Genomic DNA, 18,104 nt, shown 5'->3' on the forward strand with positions numbered 1-18,104 from the left:
GACCACTGGGAGAAATGCAATGGAAGAAGCCGTAGGTATCCGCTGGCACAAGCTGATCACCCGATTGGCCGGCAATGGCTTTCCCGCAGCGCAGATCCACCTCGATGACGAGGGCCCGCGCCTGGCCATGGTCTTTCGCGCTCTCAGTGGCGACCCGGGGCTGACCATCAAGGCCAGCACCGAACGCAGTATCAATACCTGGCGCCCCCTGGCCCATCGATTGGCCGGTACCGGCCGCCGCCATGCGCTGGCCTGGCGTGAAACCGACGCCTTGCGCGTACCGGAGAGCCTGGCGGTATTCCCCGACAAGCGCATGAACCGCGACCTCTATCTGTGGCTGACCGCCATGGCCAGTCTGGCCGAAAGCGATACCAGCGACGACTGGCTGCAGGCCAACCAGCAGCTGGTTCTCAAGACGCTGGCTGCCTACCCCGGACTGACCTGCCTGTACCAGCGCCTCGCCGAATGCCTGGTCGATATCCGCCGTGCCCAGCGCAAGCTACCCGCCATCCAGGCTGCGCGGGAAGCCGTGCTGCAGGCAGCATTGCTGGCGCCGGATAATCTGTCCCGGCTGCCCGCCGCCCCGGGCGAACCCTGGCCGGTACCCTTGTGGCTTTATCCGCGCGCCGAAGAAGTCCGGTCGATTCCGTCCGCCGCAAACGATGACGGCAAGGACGGCGAATCCAACGGCAACGGCAAGGTCCGTCAGAGCAAACAGCGCAAGCAGGGCCGTTATATCGACGATCCGAACAAGCGCAATGGCTTGATGATCTTCCGTCTGGAAAGTCTGTTTTCCTGGTCCGAGTTCGTGCCCGTCGATCGCTGCGAGGATGACCAGGATGACGACGATGCCGAGCGCATTGCCGAGGACCTGGATTATCTGACCCTGTCGCGCAACCCCAGCACCAGCGCCTCGCGCATCAAGCTCGACATGGACCTGCCGTCCGCCTCGGAAGATGACATTCCGCTGACCGACGGCTGCCTGTTTCCCGAGTGGGACTGGAAGCAGCAGCAGCTCAAGGACAACCATTGCCGGGTAATTCCCATGTTGCCCCGTAACGCCGAGCCCGCGCCCATGCCGGAACGCCTGGGGGCACTGGCCAACAGCCTGCGGCAACGCTTCGAAGGGCTGCGGCCCCAGCGCGTCTGGGAAAAGCGCCAGCCCAGCGGCACCCTGCTCGACCTGGACGCCTGCCTGCATCACGCAGCGCAAGTGCGCCGTGGCCGGGCCAGTTCACACCCGGCATTGTGGCGTCGGGAAACCGCCCGTCATCGCGACCTGTCCTGCCTGGTGCTGGCCGACCTTTCGCTGTCCACCGAAGCCTGGGCAGACAATACCCATCAGGTGATCGAGGTGATTCGCGACAGCCTGCACCTGCTGGGTGAGGCGCTGGACGCCGGCCAGGATGATTTTGCCATGTACGGCTTCTCATCTCGCCGCCGTGACCATGTGCGCTTCAACCTGATCAAGAACTTTGCCGAGCCCTGGGGCGAGGCCATTCATGGCCGCATCAAGGCGCTGAAACCGGGCTATTACACCCGTATGGGGGCGGCTATCCGCCAGGCCACCGACATCCTCAAGGACAAGCCTGCCGAGCAGCGGTTGTTGTTGCTGCTGACCGATGGCAAGCCCAATGATCTGGATGTATATGAGGGGCGCTACGGCATGGAAGATACCCGACAGGCCTTGCTGGAAGCACGGCAGGCCGGCATCCAGCCTTTCTGCGTGACCATCGACCAGCAGGCCGCCGACTACCTGCCCTACCTGTTCGGCCAGCAGCGCTACCAGTTGATTCACCAGGCTGCGGAACTGCCGAGCCTGCTGCCGAAACTCTATCTCTTGCTGACCGGGAGGGCCAATTGATGTCCAGTGCCGAATCCACTGTCATTGAAGCCGACAAACAGGTACCGACCCGCCACCTGCCGGGCGATCTGGCAATGTGGTGCTTCATTCTCGCCGAGCTGCTGGCATTCCTGTTGTTACTGGGCAGCATGGCCTTCGCCCGTGGCCACTGGAACGAGATGTTCAGCGCCGGCATCGCCACCCTGCACCCGGAGGCCGGGCTGGTGAATACGCTGATTCTGCTGACCGGCAGCTACTTCGCCGCCAACGCGGTCAAGCGCACCGCAGCTGGTGACCAACGCGCGCTGAGTCGGGGGTTCATATTGGCGGCGCTCTGCGGGCTGGCCTATGTGGCTATCAAGATCACCGAATACGGCATCCTGTTCGGCGACGGCTACAACCTGCGCACCGACACCTTCTACTTCTTCTATTTCTTCACCACCTTCTTTCATATGGCCCATGTGTTGATCGGCATGGCCATCCTGCTGGTGGTCGCCCAGCGCAGCCGCGCCGGCCACTATGCCAACCAGGAGAAAGTGCGCATGGCCGGCGAGTCGGCAGCCAGCTACTGGCATATGGTCGACCTGGTCTGGCTGGTGCTGTTTCCCCTGCTGTACGTCCTGCCCTGATGAGGTACGTCATGAAACATCTGCTGAAATTCGCCCTCGCCGGCCTGTTGCTGCTCACCCTGATCGGCTGGTGGCTCGGTCACAGCTTCGATGGCACCTGGGTGGTCGTCTGCGTGCTGGCACTGACCTTGGTCAAGGGCCAGTGGCTGATCGATCAGTTCATGGACCTGCGCACCGCACCGCAGTGGCTACGCTGGACGGTCAGTGGTTGGTTGGTGTTGGTACTGGGTGCTGCGGCGCTATTCAATATCTGAGCCCGCGCAACGGCCTTTCGGGTGGTCGAGCGCATGCCCGATGGCAAGTGTTGGGGCTAACAACACCCGGAAAGCAGCTCGGGCGCATACTACTTGCGCCGAGTGATGGGCAACTTTACGAAATGCCGGGCTCCTGGGCCCGCCTGGCCGCGGTATGAATGCCATCCTGCTCCGCCTTCGCTGCTGCCCCCAACCAGCCAATCAACTGCCACAACCGGGGCGGCATCAGGTCCGAGTCCAGGCTGTCGACCAGGTTCTTGATCGCCAGCCCCAGGTCGGTATCGCCCTCGATGATCAACCGGCGGCGGAAGAACAGGGTATCCGGATCCTCCTGCCGGCTGGCCAGCAGCAGAAACTCCTTCCAGTTGCCGCGAATGTACACATCCACCGGTGAGTGTTGTGCCAGGCGCAACCCCTTCCCGGCCCGCGTCAGGCTCCAGGCCAACCCGAGGTCAGTGACCTCGATACGCATCCAGCGGCCCTGCAACACATCGAACTCCCCCTCCGCCAGCGGCTGGGAGAACAGCCGCGCCATGGCTTTCTCGATCACCAGTCGCTGCATGAAGAACGGCACATGCCGACTCAAGGGCAACACTGGCTCACCGGCGCGCAACAACAATTGTGCGGCGTTCAACATAACCCCACCTCCTCAACCCGTAACATACCTGCCTGGCCATGCCAGTAACCATTGCAACCATCCAATGCCAAGGGTGGCTGAACACCCTGGCGCACCGCATCGAACATCTCCACCACCTGCGCCATGTCCCGGGCGCGGGGGCTCAGACGCAAGGCCTCAATGCCCATGCGCTGCATGCGCGGGTACTCTGCCAGCAGATTGGTCGGGGTGGCGGACATGGTCTGGATGCCATTGAGGGTGAATACCGGCTGCCCCTCCTGACTGGTCAACGGCACGCCTTCGGGGTAGTTCTGGCAGATGAAACCGCAATCATCCTTGGGCAGATTCTCGGCCCGGGCAGTGAAGCAGCGCGCGGAATAGGCCAGCGGCAGATGCCCCCAGGCGAACACTTCGATTTCCGGCAACGCCAGCTGATTCTGCTGCGCCTGCTGCATCAGGGCCGCCAGCAGGTCCGCGGAACACTCCACCGGCGGCACCCAGCGGGTCAGACCGTTACGGGTCAGTTCTTCCAGGGCAAAGGCGTTGTAGATATTCAGTGACGGGCCACCGACGAACTCGGCGCCCTTGCGGCTCAGATAATGCACCGCGGCCATATCGTTGGCCTCGACCTTGATCTCGCCGTTATCGCACAACCGGCGCAGGCTCGACAGCTCGGACGCCGCCTCGATCAGTGCCAGCCCCGACAGCACCACCTCGGCGCCACTGGCCTCGCGCACATCGCGGGCCAGACCGATCCAGTCATCCAGCGACAAGGCGCGGCGCTTGGAACAGACGGTTTCGCCCAGATAGATCACATCCAGCGGTTGCTCGCTCATATCGGCGTAGAAATCCATGATCTGCTGGCGCGTCCAGTAGAACAGGATCGGTCCCAGGGTCAGTTTCATGTTGTTCACTCCTACTGCCAGGCGCGGTGATAGGCGCCCAGGGTGGTCTGGCTACCTTCGGATACGCCATCGAGTACCCGGCGCCAGCTGTCTTCCACGGCAAAACGCTGCGGGTTGGCCTGATAGCTGTCCAATGCCTTGCGCCAGACGCCAGCCACCTGCTCCACATAGGCAGGGCTACGCTGGCGACCTTCGATCTTGACCGCCGTGACGCCGATGGCGGTCAACTCGGGAATCAGATCCATGGTGTTCAGGCTGGTCGGCTCTTCCAGCGCATGGAAACGCTTGCCATGAACCATGAAGCGGCCCTTGCACAGCGTCGGGTAACCGGCAGCGTCCTCCGGCTGATAACGGTCGATCAGTACTCCGCTGAGCCGAGATGTGAGCCCGTCGGGCTCCTCCTGCCAGCGCACCGCACTGGCAGGTGAGCAGACCCCGCACAGGTTCGGCGACTCGCCAGTGACATAGGACGACAGATGACAGCGCCCCTCGGCCATGATGCACAAACTGCCGAAGGCGAAGACTTCCACCGGCACCGGGCTGGAGGCCGCTACCTGCTTCACCTGATTCAGTGAAAGCACCCGCGGCAGAACCGTACGGCGAATCCCGTACTGCTCGTGATAGAAGCTCAGCGCTCCGGCATTGGTAGCCGAGCCCTGCACCGACAGATGCAGATTGAGCTTGGGGTAATGCTTGCTGGCATAGGCCATGACGCCGGGATCGCCGACGATCAGCGCATCGACGCCCAGATCTGCGGCCTGGTCCACCGCCCGTTGCCAACGCCGCCAGCCATCCGGCAGCGCATAGGTATTGACTGCGATGTAGAGCTGCCGGCCTTCCTTGCGAACCAGTTCAAGCCCCTGTTGCAGTTGCTTGTCGGTGAAGTTGAGACCGGCGAAGTGGCGGGCGTTGGTATCATCGCGAAACCCGGTATAGACAGCATCGGCACCCTGTCGCACCGCCGCTTTGAGGGCGGGCAGGCTGCCTGCGGGACAGACCAGTTGCATGGGAACTCCCTGTGATCAAAGTCAGCCCGAGACTGTGCGCCGGATGGCGTTAAAGGTCTTTGATCAAGGTCAAGGCAGAGGCTCTCTGGGAGGGACGAGCACCAGCTCGTCCATGCGAGGCCAACCGGAGCACTGTGGGTGACGGCTAACTCCGCTCATCAAGCTGGTGCTTGACGTTCCCAGGAGCTCGATGCGAAGGCTTACCTGGCCCGCAGCACATCCGCCGGCGTCAGATAATCACTGCTGCTACCCCGACGGTCCTGCCCGTCGTCGATTTCCAGGCGAGCGATGCTGCGCAAATGCACCTCATCAGGGCCATCGGCAATGCGCAGGCAGCGCGAGCTGATCCACAGATCGGCCAGCGGCGTGTCCGGCGTCAGCCCCATGGCGCCGAAGACCTGCATGGCACGGTCCACCACCTGGTTCAGCATGCCGGGCACCACCGCCTTGATCATGGCGATTTCCTTGCGTGCACCCCGGGCGCCGACATTGTCGATCATCCAGGCAGTCTTCAATACCAGGAGCCGCGCCTGTTCGATTTCCATCCGCGAGCGGGCGATCCATTCGGAAATGCTGCCATGCTGGTGCAGGTAACGGCCGAAGGTCTTGCGCTCCTGGGCACGGTCCACCATCAACTCCAATGCGAGTTCGGCCATGCCGATGGCACGCATGCAGTGATGCACCCGGCCCGGCCCGAGGCGTGCCTGGGCCATCATGAAACCGTCACCCTCGCCGCCCAGCAGATTCGCCACCGGCACCCGCACATTACGGAACACTAGCTCGCTGTGCCCTTCCGGCGCGAGGTGATGCATGACCGGGATATTGCGCACCAGCTCCACACCGGGGGTATCGAACGGCACGATGATCATGCTCTGCTGGCGTCGCGGCTCGCCCTCCGGGTCAGTCTTGCCCATGACAATGAGGAAGGCACAGTCAGGATGCGAGGCATTGGTAATGAACCACTTGCGGCCGTTGATCACATATTCGTCGCCCTCGCGGCGAATCAGCGTCTGGATATTGCTGGCGTCGGACGAGGCCACATCCGGCTCGGTCATGGCAAAGGCCGAGCGGATTTCGCCATTGAGTAGCGGCTGCAACCAGCGCTCGTTCTGCTCGGGCGTGGCAAACATATGCAACAGCTCCATGTTGCCGGTATCCGGGGCATTGCAGTTGAACACCTCCGAGGCCCAACTGACGCGGCCCATTATTTCCGCCAGAGGTGCGTATTCGAGATTGCTCAGGCCCCTGCCGGGCTCGTCAGCGTGCAGCGCCGGGAGAAACAGATTCCACAAGCCCTCTTCCCTGGCCAGGGCCTTCAGATCCGCCATGAAGGACACCGGAAACTGTCCGGCAGCAACATCCCTGTGCCACTGCGCAAGACGCGGTACAATGTGCTGGTCCAGAAAACCACAAACCTGTTGGCGAAGCGCTTCGGTTTCAGCGCTGTAGGCAAAATCCATCCCGTTATCTCCTCATGAAGTGAATCCCGCATTCATTGAACCGACATGCAAGGGGCTTACTCTCAAGGCTAGGAGTTGGATGAAATTCTGGCTATCTTGTATCAGGGGCTGAATCACCATGATTCATACGGTGAATACTATTAATTGATCTAGATCAATTTAATTGATCCAGGTTGAAATAGCGTCACCCTATCCCCACATAGAGAAAAGCTATCCGGTGCTTAGATTGAATTTATTTTAAGTATCCGTCGAACAGCCCTACTATAGACATCGTTTCCAACCCATCGACAAAAGCTCAACAAGGAGTCTTCAATGTCCGTTATCAATACCGAAATCAAGCCGTTTACCGCTCAGGCGTTCAAGAACGGCGAATTCATCACTGTTTCCGACACCGACGTGAAAGGCAAGTGGGCTGTATTCTTCTTCTATCCGGCTGACTTCACCTTCGTTTGCCCGACTGAGCTGGGTGACGTTGCCGACCATTATGAAGAGCTGCAGAAGCTGGGCGTGGAAGTCTACTCCGTCTCCACCGACACCCACTTCACCCACAAAGCATGGCACGACAGCTCCGAAACCATCGGCAAGATCAAGTACACCATGATCGGCGACCCGACTGGCGTAGTGACTCGCAACTTCGAAAACATGCGTGAAGACATGGGTCTGGCCGACCGCGGTACTTTCATTATCGACCCGGAAGGCATCATCCAGGCTGTTGAAATCACTGCTGAAGGTATCGGCCGTAACGCTGCCGACCTGCTGCGCAAGGTCAAGGCTGCCCAGTACGTTGCCGCCCACCCCGGCGAAGTCTGCCCGGCCAAGTGGGAAGAAGGCGATGCCACTCTGGCTCCCTCGCTGGACCTGGTTGGCAAGATCTAATAGCTGACTGACAACCCGGCCCACCGCGGCGCACTGCGCGCGGTTGGTGGGCCGGGTTTTCTTTACCCAAAATTCACCACTTTTACAGGACACGCACCTATGTTGGACGCCAATCTGAAGAAGCAACTGGACACGTACCTGCAGAACATCGCCAAGCCGATTGAAATCAGCGTGTCCGTAGATGACAGCCCCAAGGGCAAAGAATTGCATGAACTCGCGGTCGAGATTGCTGAAATGTCGAGCAAGATCGGGCTGGTTGCCGTGGACAACAAACGTACCCCGAGCATGGGCGTGGCAGAAGCCGGCCAGAGCCCGCGCGTACGTTTTGCCGGCATCCCGATGGGCCACGAGTTCACTTCCCTGGTTCTGGCCCTGCTGCAGGCCGGCGGTCACCCCTCCAAGGCTGACCCGGCACTGCTCGACCAGATCCGCAACCTCGAAGGCGAATATCACTTCGAGACCTATATCTCCCTGTCCTGCCAGAACTGCCCGGATGTGGTTCAAGCGCTGAACCTGATGGCTACCCTGAACCCGAACATCAGCCATGTGATGATCGACGGTGCGCTGTTCCAGGACGAGGTCGAGAGCCGCCAGATCATGGCCGTACCCACCGTCTTTCTGAATGGCGAACACTTCGGCCAGGGTCGGATGACGCTGGCCGAGATCGTCAACAAGGTCGACAGCGGCGCAGCCAAGCGCAAGGCCGCGGAACTGAACGAGAAAGAGCCCTACGAAGTGCTGATCGTGGGTGGTGGCCCGGCTGGTGCAGCAGCAGCTATCTATGCTGCCCGTAAAGGCATCCGCACCGGTCTGGTAGCCGAGCGTTTCGGTGGCCAAGTGATGGACACCGTGGGTATCGAGAACTTCATTTCCGTGCCCTACACCGAAGGCCCGAAGCTGGTTGCCAGCCTGGAGCAGCACGTCAAGGAATACGATATCGACGTGATCACCGAACAGACTGCTGCCAAGCTGACCACAGACGACATGATCGAGATCACCCTGGAAAGCGGTGCCACCCTGTCCAGCCGCTCGGTCATCCTGGCCACCGGCGCCCGCTGGAGAGAAATGAACGTTCCTGGCGAACAGGAATATCGCGGCAAGGGCGTCGCCTACTGCCCGCACTGTGACGGTCCGCTGTTCAAGGGCAAGCGTGTTGCGGTGATCGGCGGTGGCAACTCCGGTATCGAAGCCGCTATCGACCTGGCCGGCATCGTCGAGCATGTGACCGTACTGGAATTCAGCGACACCCTGCGTGCCGACGAAGTCCTGCAACGCAAGGCCCGCTCGCTGCCGAACGTGAAGATCATCAAGAACGCCGCTACCACTGAAGTTCGTGGGGACGGTAACAAGGTCGTCGGCCTGACCTACACCGACCGGGTATCCGGCGAGAGCGCCGATGTTGATGTGGCTGGTATCTTCGTACAGATCGGCCTGGTGCCCAACACCGACTGGCTGAAGGACAGCGGTATCAACCTGACCCGCTTCGGCGAGATCGAAATCGATGCACGCGGCGCCACTTCGCTTCCTGGCGTGTTTGCCGCTGGCGACGTGACAACCGTGCCGTTCAAGCAGATCGTCATCTCCATGGGCGCAGGCGCCACCGCGTCACTGGCGGCCTTTGATCACCTGATCCGTACCTCGGCCCCGGAGGCTGTCGCTGAAAGCGCCTGAGGTAGCGATCAACAGATAACTGGCAGTGATAAAAGCCGCTCCCTTACAAGGTGCGGCTTTTATGTGAGCGGTAAGATCCCGTTTATCAGTTCTTTTTCGGCACTCCATGGTCGTTGAATGATTTCAACGCCAGCAACAAATCCCGCCGACTGATCTGTCCCACCAAGCGACCATGTTCCATGACCGGCAGGCGCCGCCGGTTCCGCTCGATAAAGTGTTCCGCCGCCTTGAGGATATTCGCATCGGCATCAATGGTCTCGACCACCTCACTCATGAACGAACCAACAGTACCGCCCGCCTCCTCGAAATAGCTGCCGCCGAGGATCGCCCGCAGACAGTCGCTTTCCGACAGCACTCCTACCAGATACCCCTGGGCATCCACTACAGATGCTCCGGATATCCGGTAGGTCAGCAACATATCGACGGCTTTGAACAGATCGGTATCCGGTGAAAAAGTCACCGGTTCGGTGTTCATATAGTCACGTACCTTCATTGACTTGAGCATGCCATGTACTCCCGCGAGGCGCGGTGCATGGCATATCAATATCAGCCAAACACCACGGTCTTGTTATCGTGAACCAGTACTCGGTCTTCCAAGTGATAGCGCAAACCGCGGGAAAGTACCATTTTTTCCACGTCTTTACCGAGCCGAACCATATCTTCCGCATTGTGCCGATGACTGATACGTACGACGTCCTGCTCGATGATCGGACCGGCATCCAACTCTTCGGTTACATAGTGGCAAGTTGCACCGATGAGTTTCACCCCCCGCTGCGCTGCCTGGTGATAAGGTCGTGCGCCGACAAAGGAAGGCAAGAAACTGTGGTGGATATTGATTACCCGCCGGGCGTATTGCTCACAGAGCTCAGCCGGAAGAATCTGCATATAACGCGCCAATACAATACAGTCGGCCTGTTGCTCATTCACCAACCGGGTAACTTCATCAAATGCCGGCTTCTTGTCCTTCGGATCGACTGGAACATGATAAAAGGGAATATCATGCCATTCGACCATGCTGCGCAGATCGTCATGATTGGAAATCACACTGGTTATTTCACAATCCAGCTCACCACTGTGGAAGCGGTGCAACAGATCCGCCAGACAATGGGACTCGCGGCTGGCCATCAACACCACTTTCTTGCGCTCAGCCGAATCACTCACCTGCCATTCCATCTGATATTCCGCAGCAATGGGTGCGAACACAGTACGCAGGCCATCGACATCGAAAGGCAATGAATCGGCGCGAATCTCATGGCGCATGAAGAACCAGCCGGACAGGTTGTCCGAATGGTGATTGGCTTCGCTAATCCAGCCGTTATAAGTCGCCAGCAGGTTGCTGACCTTGGCCACAATCCCTACCCGGTCGGGGCAGGCGATTACCAGTCGAAAGGTACGCATCTAATCAACTCCAGATATCATAAAGCTCTGTTTCACTGCGCTCCGCGCCGCGTTGTCGCTCCGACTGTCTCGACAAGGCGAGGATGGCGTGAAAGCAGACCCCGAGGCAGGGCCCCAAAAGCGAGACATTCTACTCCTGACATGCGGAAATTTCAGCCGACACCGCGCTTTATCTCTGCATGTTCGCAATCAGATTCAATGAGTTCCTCTCGATACATAATAATTTGCTTGATCCATTAACAAAAAGTTGCCGTTAACCCGTCTTTAATACCTGCAACTTCTTGTGCATCCCGCCAGCGATAAACTATCATTACTTCACTTTCAATATTCACCGGGAGACACTAAATGTCCATGCTTCACGAATACCGCCAGATTGAAGATACCATTCGCGACCTGACCGCACGTCTGAACTCGCTGTCCAACGATGAAAAACTCAAGAAAGAACTTGAGTTCGAGAAAAAGCTGCAGGATCTGATGAAGCAGTACGGCAAGGAATCAGCAGATGTTGTTGCTCTTCTCAACCCGCAGAGCAAGCCAGCAGCCAGCAAAACGGCAAAGGCTCCGGCAGTTGCCAAGCGCGCACGCAAGGTTAAGCAATACAAGAACCCGAACACGGGTGAAACCATTGAAACCAAGGGCGGCAATCATAAAACTCTGAAAGCCTGGAAAGAGCAGTACGGCGCAGAGAAAGTGGAAAGCTGGGCTACTATTCTGGGCTAATTCCCCCGGAAGGTAGTGTCAGACAAAGAAAGCCCAGGCATTATTCCAGTGCCGGGGCTTTTCAATGAGTGATTTCAACCAGCCTTGAGTTTTTCAGCCAGTGTCAGGGCATGTTGACGCCATTGCCCGAGCAGCTCCCGCCCCGCATCATCCGTTTGCGCCAATGCCAACTCCAGATCCCGCATGAACTCCTCGAACGTCAGGGGTGCGCCCGCGAGCTGGCCATTGAGTTTCTGCTGACAGAAATTCAACCATTCTCCGGTTTCAGTCACGCTCAGTGAGTCGGGGAAGTTACGCGCGCGATAGCGTTTGAGCATATCCACCAGACGCTGATCTTTCAGTGGCCACTGGGCCGCAGTCAGTGCGGCGGCATCGGCTTCGCGTATAGCCGCAAGTAACCGGCGATCATCGTCCGCTGTAAAACCATCGTATAGCTGCGTCTCGGGATCGTTTTCAGTCTCTCCCGGCTTGCCCGACTGTGGTCGCTCGGCATAGATCGCCGCCAGCTTCTGCTGCCCTGCCACCCGCCATTGTGCCAGCCACCGGGCGCGCTCCCACTGCGTATCCATATCCAGTTGCAGCCGTTCGACGTCCTGCGCGCGAAGCACCTTGGCATCGGCCAGTACCGGGCACTTATTGACATGTACCAGCTTGAGGCCGGGCCGCTGTTCGCCGGCAGCCAACTCGTCAGTCCGCGTATAGAGTCGCTGGCACAGTTCATCGGCGGACAACTCCTGCAACAGTTGCGGCTCCACTGTCAGGTCCCAGACAATCAAGGCATTGCGGTTGCGTGGATGCCAGCCCAGCGGCATGACCAACCCCAGACCACTGCGCTCCCGGCCAAAGCGGCCAGAAACATGAACCAGCGGTCGCAGCTGCTGCAGATCAATCAAGTCACCGACCCGGTGCTTGCTGCGCAGCGCATAGAGGTAGGCGTACAGCCGTGGCTGCGCCTGCTTCAGCAGCCGGGCCATGGCGATGGTTGCCCGCACATCCGCCAGCGCGTCATGCGCCTGGCCATGGTCGATGCCATTCGCTGCGGTCAGCAGTTCCAGCCGCAGGCTGGTGAAGCCGTCCTGCTGCGGCCAATTGATACCCTCGGGGCGCAGCGCGTGGGCGGTACGCAGCGCATCCAGCAGGTCCCAACGGCTGTTACCACCTTGCCACTCCCGAGCGTAAGGATCGAAATAGTTGCGGTACAGGGAGAACCGCGTCATTTCATCGTCATAACGCAAGTTGTTGTAACCGGCGGTGCAGGTCCCCGGCTGCGCCATCTGCTCATGCAGCAGATGCATGAATTGCGCTTCCGGCAGCCCACGCAATGCCCGAGCGGGGTCGATGCCGGTAACCAGGCAGGCCATGGGATGGGGCAATATGTCATCGGCGATGCGGCAATCGATGCACAGCGGCTCGCCGATCTCGTTCAGCTCTTCATCCGTGCGGACACCCGCAACCTGCAACGGTCGATCGCGCCGTGGATCGATGCCGGTTGCCTCGAAGTCGTACCAGAATATGCTCTTGCTCATTGCAACTCCCCTGCTCTTGATGCCGGCAGGGTAACCTGTACCGCCGGGTCAGGCATCTTCGGCGTGCATGAACGTGAAATAATGTTGCAGCGCGCCAGCCAGGCTGGTGAACAGAGGCAGGTTGTCAACAATGCTGAACCCGGCATCATGGTGACCCGGCGTCAGGTCCGGCCGACACCAACGGCTGATGGCGCGGAATCTCTCTCGTTGCAGCCCTTCCCCGGTGACCGAAGGCAGATGCAGCTCCATGTCATATTGCACCCCCAGCATAACCGGCAAGGGGCTGATCAACATAAAGCCATTACATGACAGATTGCCCATCGAGCCCATGAAATTCCCGGTATGGCTGTTATACACGCTCAGATAAGCAGGCAGCTGATGCCGTGCAATCCGATGGTTGAACCGGTCGGATGAATCAGGCAACGCTCCGTGCTGAAACATACCCTGCATAGTCAATAATGCTCCTGTTCTTGATCAGCCCAAGAATGGGTTCTTCAGCCCATTGGTGCTCTTGCAGCGTTCCGGTATGCACTTCGACCACTGGAAGTGCAGCCAATCACGCAACACCCGGACGATGAATATCCGCTCGAGCAGGCATTTCGAAGAGAGTAAAGCTGAGTTCAGAATAGTTGAGCGCGTCATGTGGCTTCCTGCGCCGGCTCGTTCCTGGGAAAGGTGAGTACAGAATAGACCAGCCGCGACCGTAGGCCAAGCACCGGCTGAAAACGCCATGGCTGTCCGGCGGAGGATTGATCTGAATCAGCACTATACTGCTAAGAGTGGCTTAGGCTGAACCCACCAGGATCAATAGGGGTGCGCAACATGAATATTCAGCACATATTGGTAGTCATCGACCCGACCAGTGATACAGACCAACCCTGTCTGCGACGGGCTGAACAGTTGGCCGAATACTATCCCGCGGTCCGCTTCACCCTGTTCATGAGTGATTACATTCCCGCGCTGAATGGCGGCATGCTGTTCGATACCGATGCCCTGGCCAAAGCGCGCAGTACGTTGCTCGGCCACCGGGAACAGGGTCTCGCCCGGCTAGCCGAGCCCCTGCGTAACAAGGGCTGTACCGTCAACACTACAGTGGTCTGGGGTAAGCGCTATGAAAGGCACATTCTGCGCGCCATTCACGAACAACAGCCGGACCTGGTGCTCAAGACGACCCATCACCACAATCTCCTCAAGCGGCTGGTATTGACCAATGCCGACTGGTATCTGATCCGCCATTGCCCGGCGCCGCTGTGGTTGGTGAAGCAGCCGGAAAACGGACTGAAAGCCATCGGCGTCAGTGTTGACCCTCTGCATGAAGCCGACAAGCCCGCCGCCCTGGATTACAAACTGCTGACCACGGGCCGGGCGCTGGCGGCGAATACGGGCGCCCAGGTACACGCTATCCATTGCTATAACCCCTTGCCTCACACCCTGGCGTTCGATACCGGGTTGGTCGCGGATTACGACGGTTACGCCACTCAGGTGCAACAGCACCATATGGAAGCCTTCCGCGAATTTTCCGCCCAGACGGGCATGAGTGAGAACGAACAGCATCTGCTGCGGGGCTATCCAGAACAGGCGATCCCGGATTTCATCGCTCAGCAGGCTATCGACCTCCTGGTGATGGGTGCCATTTCCCGTTCACGCATAGAGAGCGCATTGGTCGGGCATACCGCCGAGCGGTTGCTGGATGATGTGCCCTGCGATGTACTGATCGTCAAGCCGGATGGTTTTGTGGATCCGTCAAAGCCGGTTTGAACTGGGTGCCTGGGAAGCGTTGATCATTGCAAAAACTCGCAGGCGCGTTCGGGTACCGCCTACAGCGGACCGTCGGTTGCCAGGGATGGCAACCGCGAGCATACAGGGACGTACTTGCTGCGTGTCCGCTGTAGGCGGTACCCGAATGCGCGAACTCATGAATCCCCTCTGATCAATGCTTCCCGCTCAGCCTCTTCATTACCTCCCCTCAAGCAACCCCCGTAAACTCCCTGCACAACTGCGTAATCCCAGCCCAATCCCCCGCCTTCACCATCTCCGCGGGTGCCATCCAGGTGCCGCCGGTGGCCATGACATTGCCCAACGCCAGATAGTCCGGCAGGGTTGCCGGAGTGATGCCGCCGGTGGGGCAGAATTGCACATCGTGGAAGGGGCCGGCGAAGGCGCGCAATAACGCGACGCCGCCACAGACTGCCGCCGGAAACACCTTGAAATGGCGATAACCCAGGCGGTATCCCATCATGATTTCCGACGCGGTGGCAATGCCCGGCAGCAGCGGCACGGGGCTGTCGAGCCCCAAGGTCAGCAGCTCCTGTGTCGACCCTGGGCTGACCACAAACTGCGCTCCCGCATCCAGCACCGACTGGAACTGCCGCCCATCCAGTACGGTACCGGCGCCCACGCACAACTCCGGACGCTGCGCCGTGAGCAGGCGAATGGCGGCCAGCGCCAGGGGCGTACGCAGGGTGATTTCCAGGTTGGTCACGCCACCGGCGGCCAGGGCATCAGCCAGTGGCAATACATCCTCCTCGCGCTGGATGCTGAGTACCGGCAGGATGCGTTGGCCGGTAAAGATCCGCTCAAGGGTTTGAGTGTTTTCAGTCAATCTCATTCAAGGTTCCGGAAGCCTCAGGGGCTGTAGAAAATATCCATGGGTGGCGACAGGAAGGCAGCGATCGGTAGCGCCAACGGGTTTGCCGCGCCCAGCGCGCTAGCCAACTGCTGATGCTTGTCCTCGCCACTGACCACCAGCATCTTGTTGCGCGCACGGTTGATAACCGCCGCCGTCATGCTCAGGCGCGGCAGGCGTTCACCCGCCTCCGGCACGGCAATGCATAACTCCGGGTGCTGTTCAGACAGATAATCACCCAGCTTTGGCATATGCGGAAAAAGTGAGGCGGTATGCCCGTCCGGGCCCATACCCAGCACGATCACATCCAGCGGCAGCAGGTTAACGAGCATATTGTGACAGTACTGCGCATCGCTTTGCAGTGATTGTCCCTGATACATCGGCAGCCAGGTGGCCCGCTGCAATACCTTCGGCATGCAGCGCTGGATCAGACCCGCATTGCTCTGTTCATGTTTCGCGGGCACCCAGCGCTCGTCGACCTGTGTGATGGTAACCTTTTCCCAATCAAAATCGGCCTGCTCCAGGCGCCGCAAAAAGCGCTCCGGGCCCCGCCCGCCGGACAGCGCCAGACTGGCTTGCCCACGTTGCTCAATGGCGTCGCCTAACAACGCCAGGATGCACTTGGCGACCGCCTCGGCCTGCTGCTCAGGGCCATCGGCAGCGTGCCAATCGAGGCCCCGTGACACTGCCTGTTGTTCTGCGGTCATGTTGCACCTCCATCAGCCTGAATCAGACTGTCAGTAAAGCAGCTCGCCCCCTGCTCTGCCGCGCTGGCAGTTGTGCGGGCGAAGGCAAAGAGCTCCCGGCCCCAGCCGCGGCGGACCGGCTCGGCATGCAAGGCCGGCGTACGGGCCTGCCATTCGGCTTGATCAACCTGTACTTGTAGGGTCCCATTGACGGCATCAAGTTCCAGCAGATCACCATCGCGCAGGTAGGCGATAGGTCCACCGTTATGGGCCTCGGGCGTCAGGTGGATCGCCGCCGGCACCTTGCCGGATGCACCAGACATACGCCCGTCGGTCACCAGCGCCACCTGCAGGCCGCGATCCTGCAATACCCCCAGATAGGGCGTGAGCTTGTGCAGCTCCGGCATGCCATTGGCCGCCGGCCCCTGGAAACGTGCGACGACGATCACATCACTCTGGAATTCATCCCGCTGAAAAGCGTCTACGAAAGCCTCCTGGCTATCAAAGATCCGGCACGGTGCACTGACCCGCCAATACTCGGGTTGCACTGCGGAGACTTTGATCACGCTGCGCCCCAGATTACCTTCCAGCAGTCGCAGACCGCCGTCAGCGCTGAACGGCGTCTGGCGGCCGCGCAAGACACTTTCATCCAGGCTGGCTGCCGGGCCGTCGCGCCAGCTCAGGCGCCCGTCCGTCAATACCGGCTCGCGGGTATAGCGCTGCAGTCCCGGGCCGGCGATAGTATTTACATCGGCATGCAGCAACCCGCCGTCAAGCAGTTGGGCAAACAGGTAGGCGCTGCCACCAGCGGCCTGGAAGTGGTTAACATCGGCTTGGCCGTTGGGGTAAATGCGCGCCAGGGTAGGTACGACTTCCGACAGCAGCGCCATATCGGTCCAGTTCAGTTGCAGCCCGGCGCACTGGCCGATGGCAATCAGATGCAGCGTCAGGTTGGTCGAACCGCCGGTGGCCAGCAGCATGACCAGCGCGTTGACCAGCGCGCGCTCATCCAGAATCGAGGCCATGCTGCCCTCGCCCGCCCGCGCCAGCCGGGCCGCCTGCTCCGCCACATGAACCGTCAGGGCATCGCGCAGCGGCGTGCCGGGATTAATGAAGGACGCGCCCGGCAGCTGCAATCCCATGGCCTCCAGCAGCATCTGATTAGTATTGGCGGTGCCGTAGAAGGTGCAGGTGCCGGGCGCATGGTAAGCCTTGCTTTCAGCGTCCAGCAACTCTTCGCGAGTCGCCAGCCCTTCGGCATAGCGCTGTCGCACCTTGGCCTTCTCGCCGTTGGGCAGCCCGGAAGGCATCGGCCCGGCGGGTACGAACAGTACCGGCAGATGACCAAAGCGCAGCGCGCCCATCAACAGCCCCGGCACTATCTTGTCGCAGATGCCGAGGCACAAGGCGGCATCGAACATGTTGTGCGACAGGGCGATAGCCGTGCCCATGGCGATCACGTCCCGGCTGACCAGCGACAGCTCCATCCCCGGCTCGCCCTGGGTGATGCCATCACACATGGCCGGCACCCCACCAGCGACCTGTCCGGTGGCGCCGAAGGCGCGCAGCGCGGCGCGGATCTGCGCGGGAAAAGTCTCATAGGGCTGGTGGGCGGAGAGCATGTCGTTATAGGCCGTTACCATGCCGATATTGACCTCGTCGACCATCCGCAGGCGGTCCTTGTCCCCTGCCGGACACCCGGCCATACCGTGGGCGAAGTTGCTGCAGGACAGATCACGGCGCCCGCGGGGTCGGGCTGCCGCAGTAGCCATCTGCTGCAGATAGGCCGTCCTAGACAGCCGACTGCGTTCAACCAGCTGCTCGGTAACCTCGATAACTCGCGGGTGCATGCATTTCTCCTGTCAGACCAGTGTCATAGCGGCTTCT

Annotated in this window: 18 protein-coding genes; 7 read left to right on the forward strand and 11 right to left on the reverse strand. The window is 60.1% G+C overall.

Features of this window, described 5'->3' with window-relative positions:
- The first annotated feature begins 19 nt into the window (after positions 1-19).
- The 3 genes from QAO71_RS10790 to QAO71_RS10800 are packed head-to-tail and all read left to right on the forward strand — an operon-like array spanning position 20 to position 2,726.
- The gene (locus QAO71_RS10790; RefSeq protein WP_280164413.1) at positions 20-1,864 is read left to right on the forward strand and encodes a VWA domain-containing protein; all 1,845 of its coding nucleotides are present in this window, start codon (positions 20-22) and stop codon (positions 1,862-1,864) included.
- On the forward strand, positions 1,864-2,472 hold the full coding sequence (locus QAO71_RS10795) for a cytochrome c oxidase subunit 3 (protein ID WP_280164414.1): 609 nt from the start codon (positions 1,864-1,866) through the stop codon (positions 2,470-2,472). Before QAO71_RS10790 ends, QAO71_RS10795 begins: the two co-directional genes overlap by 1 nt.
- A gap of 11 nt (positions 2,473-2,483) precedes the next feature.
- Positions 2,484-2,726 carry a cytochrome C oxidase subunit IV family protein gene (locus tag QAO71_RS10800; RefSeq protein ID WP_074778170.1) on the forward strand — a complete coding sequence of 81 codons (243 nt, stop codon included), beginning with the start codon at positions 2,484-2,486 and terminating at the stop codon, positions 2,724-2,726.
- A 115-nt stretch (positions 2,727-2,841) separates the two neighbouring features.
- Here the strand turns inward: QAO71_RS10800 and QAO71_RS10805 are convergent, their stop codons facing one another.
- From QAO71_RS10805 to QAO71_RS10820, 4 genes are all read right to left on the reverse strand, one after another.
- Positions 2,842-3,363: an SCP2 sterol-binding domain-containing protein gene (locus QAO71_RS10805; protein WP_136869685.1), complete on the reverse strand. Its 522-nt coding sequence runs from the start codon at positions 3,361-3,363 to the stop codon at positions 2,842-2,844.
- Positions 3,357-4,247, reverse strand: coding sequence for a U32 family peptidase (locus tag QAO71_RS10810; RefSeq protein WP_280164415.1), 891 nt, complete (start codon positions 4,245-4,247; stop codon positions 3,357-3,359). Before QAO71_RS10810 ends, QAO71_RS10805 begins: the two co-directional genes overlap by 7 nt.
- Positions 4,248-4,258: 11 nt before the next feature.
- Positions 4,259-5,254, reverse strand: coding sequence for a peptidase U32 family protein (locus tag QAO71_RS10815; RefSeq protein WP_280164416.1), 996 nt, complete (start codon positions 5,252-5,254; stop codon positions 4,259-4,261).
- 200 nt (positions 5,255-5,454) lie between these two features.
- A complete protein-coding gene (locus QAO71_RS10820; protein ID WP_280164417.1) occupies positions 5,455-6,714 on the reverse strand; it encodes an acyl-CoA dehydrogenase family protein in 1,260 nt (419 codons plus the stop codon).
- 312 nt (positions 6,715-7,026) lie between these two features.
- On the opposite strand from QAO71_RS10820, the gene ahpC reads away from it, so the two are divergent.
- On the forward strand, positions 7,027-7,590 hold the full coding sequence (gene ahpC / locus QAO71_RS10825) for an alkyl hydroperoxide reductase subunit C (protein WP_036988874.1): 564 nt from the start codon (positions 7,027-7,029) through the stop codon (positions 7,588-7,590).
- Positions 7,591-7,689: 99 nt separating this feature from the next.
- The gene (gene ahpF, locus QAO71_RS10830; protein ID WP_036988873.1) at positions 7,690-9,261 is read left to right on the forward strand and encodes an alkyl hydroperoxide reductase subunit F; all 1,572 of its coding nucleotides are present in this window, start codon (positions 7,690-7,692) and stop codon (positions 9,259-9,261) included.
- An 85-nt stretch (positions 9,262-9,346) separates the two neighbouring features.
- Here the strand turns inward: ahpF and QAO71_RS10835 are convergent, their stop codons facing one another.
- Both QAO71_RS10835 and purU read right to left on the reverse strand, forming a co-directional pair.
- Positions 9,347-9,766: a CBS domain-containing protein gene (locus tag QAO71_RS10835; RefSeq protein WP_036988872.1), complete on the reverse strand. Its 420-nt coding sequence runs from the start codon at positions 9,764-9,766 to the stop codon at positions 9,347-9,349.
- A 41-nt stretch (positions 9,767-9,807) separates the two neighbouring features.
- Positions 9,808-10,659: a formyltetrahydrofolate deformylase gene (gene purU, locus QAO71_RS10840; RefSeq protein WP_280164418.1), complete on the reverse strand. Its 852-nt coding sequence runs from the start codon at positions 10,657-10,659 to the stop codon at positions 9,808-9,810.
- 345 nt (positions 10,660-11,004) lie between these two features.
- Between purU and mvaT the strand changes: the two genes are divergently transcribed.
- Positions 11,005-11,379 (forward strand): histone-like nucleoid-structuring protein MvaT, encoded by a 375-nt coding sequence (gene mvaT, locus QAO71_RS10845; protein WP_036988870.1) that lies wholly within the window; start codon positions 11,005-11,007, stop codon positions 11,377-11,379.
- A 74-nt stretch (positions 11,380-11,453) separates the two neighbouring features.
- On the opposite strand, the gene sbcB is transcribed toward mvaT, so the two are convergent.
- Positions 11,454-12,905 (reverse strand): exodeoxyribonuclease I, encoded by a 1,452-nt coding sequence (gene sbcB / locus QAO71_RS10850; protein WP_280164419.1) that lies wholly within the window; start codon positions 12,903-12,905, stop codon positions 11,454-11,456.
- Positions 12,906-12,953: 48 nt separating this feature from the next.
- Positions 12,954-13,355: a hypothetical protein gene (locus QAO71_RS10855; RefSeq protein WP_083392387.1), complete on the reverse strand. Its 402-nt coding sequence runs from the start codon at positions 13,353-13,355 to the stop codon at positions 12,954-12,956.
- 372 nt (positions 13,356-13,727) lie between these two features.
- On the opposite strand from QAO71_RS10855, the gene QAO71_RS10860 reads away from it, so the two are divergent.
- Positions 13,728-14,663: a universal stress protein gene (locus tag QAO71_RS10860; protein WP_280164420.1), complete on the forward strand. Its 936-nt coding sequence runs from the start codon at positions 13,728-13,730 to the stop codon at positions 14,661-14,663.
- Positions 14,664-14,871: 208 nt separating this feature from the next.
- On the opposite strand, the gene QAO71_RS10865 is transcribed toward QAO71_RS10860, so the two are convergent.
- From QAO71_RS10865 to edd, 3 genes are read right to left on the reverse strand one after another with little or no spacing between them, the layout of a single operon-like run.
- On the reverse strand, positions 14,872-15,513 hold the full coding sequence (locus QAO71_RS10865; RefSeq protein WP_280164421.1) for a bifunctional 4-hydroxy-2-oxoglutarate aldolase/2-dehydro-3-deoxy-phosphogluconate aldolase: 642 nt from the start codon (positions 15,511-15,513) through the stop codon (positions 14,872-14,874).
- Positions 15,514-15,530: 17 nt separating this feature from the next.
- Positions 15,531-16,238, reverse strand: coding sequence for a 6-phosphogluconolactonase (gene pgl / locus QAO71_RS10870; RefSeq protein WP_136869679.1), 708 nt, complete (start codon positions 16,236-16,238; stop codon positions 15,531-15,533).
- Positions 16,235-18,067 carry a phosphogluconate dehydratase gene (edd, locus tag QAO71_RS10875; RefSeq protein WP_136869678.1) on the reverse strand — a complete coding sequence of 611 codons (1,833 nt, stop codon included), beginning with the start codon at positions 18,065-18,067 and terminating at the stop codon, positions 16,235-16,237. The genes pgl and edd overlap by 4 nt, the downstream gene beginning before the upstream one ends.
- Positions 18,068-18,104 lie beyond the last annotated feature (37 nt).

The organism is Halopseudomonas sp. SMJS2, assembly GCF_029866945.1.
GTDB lineage: Bacteria > Pseudomonadota > Gammaproteobacteria > Pseudomonadales > Pseudomonadaceae > Halopseudomonas > Halopseudomonas bauzanensis.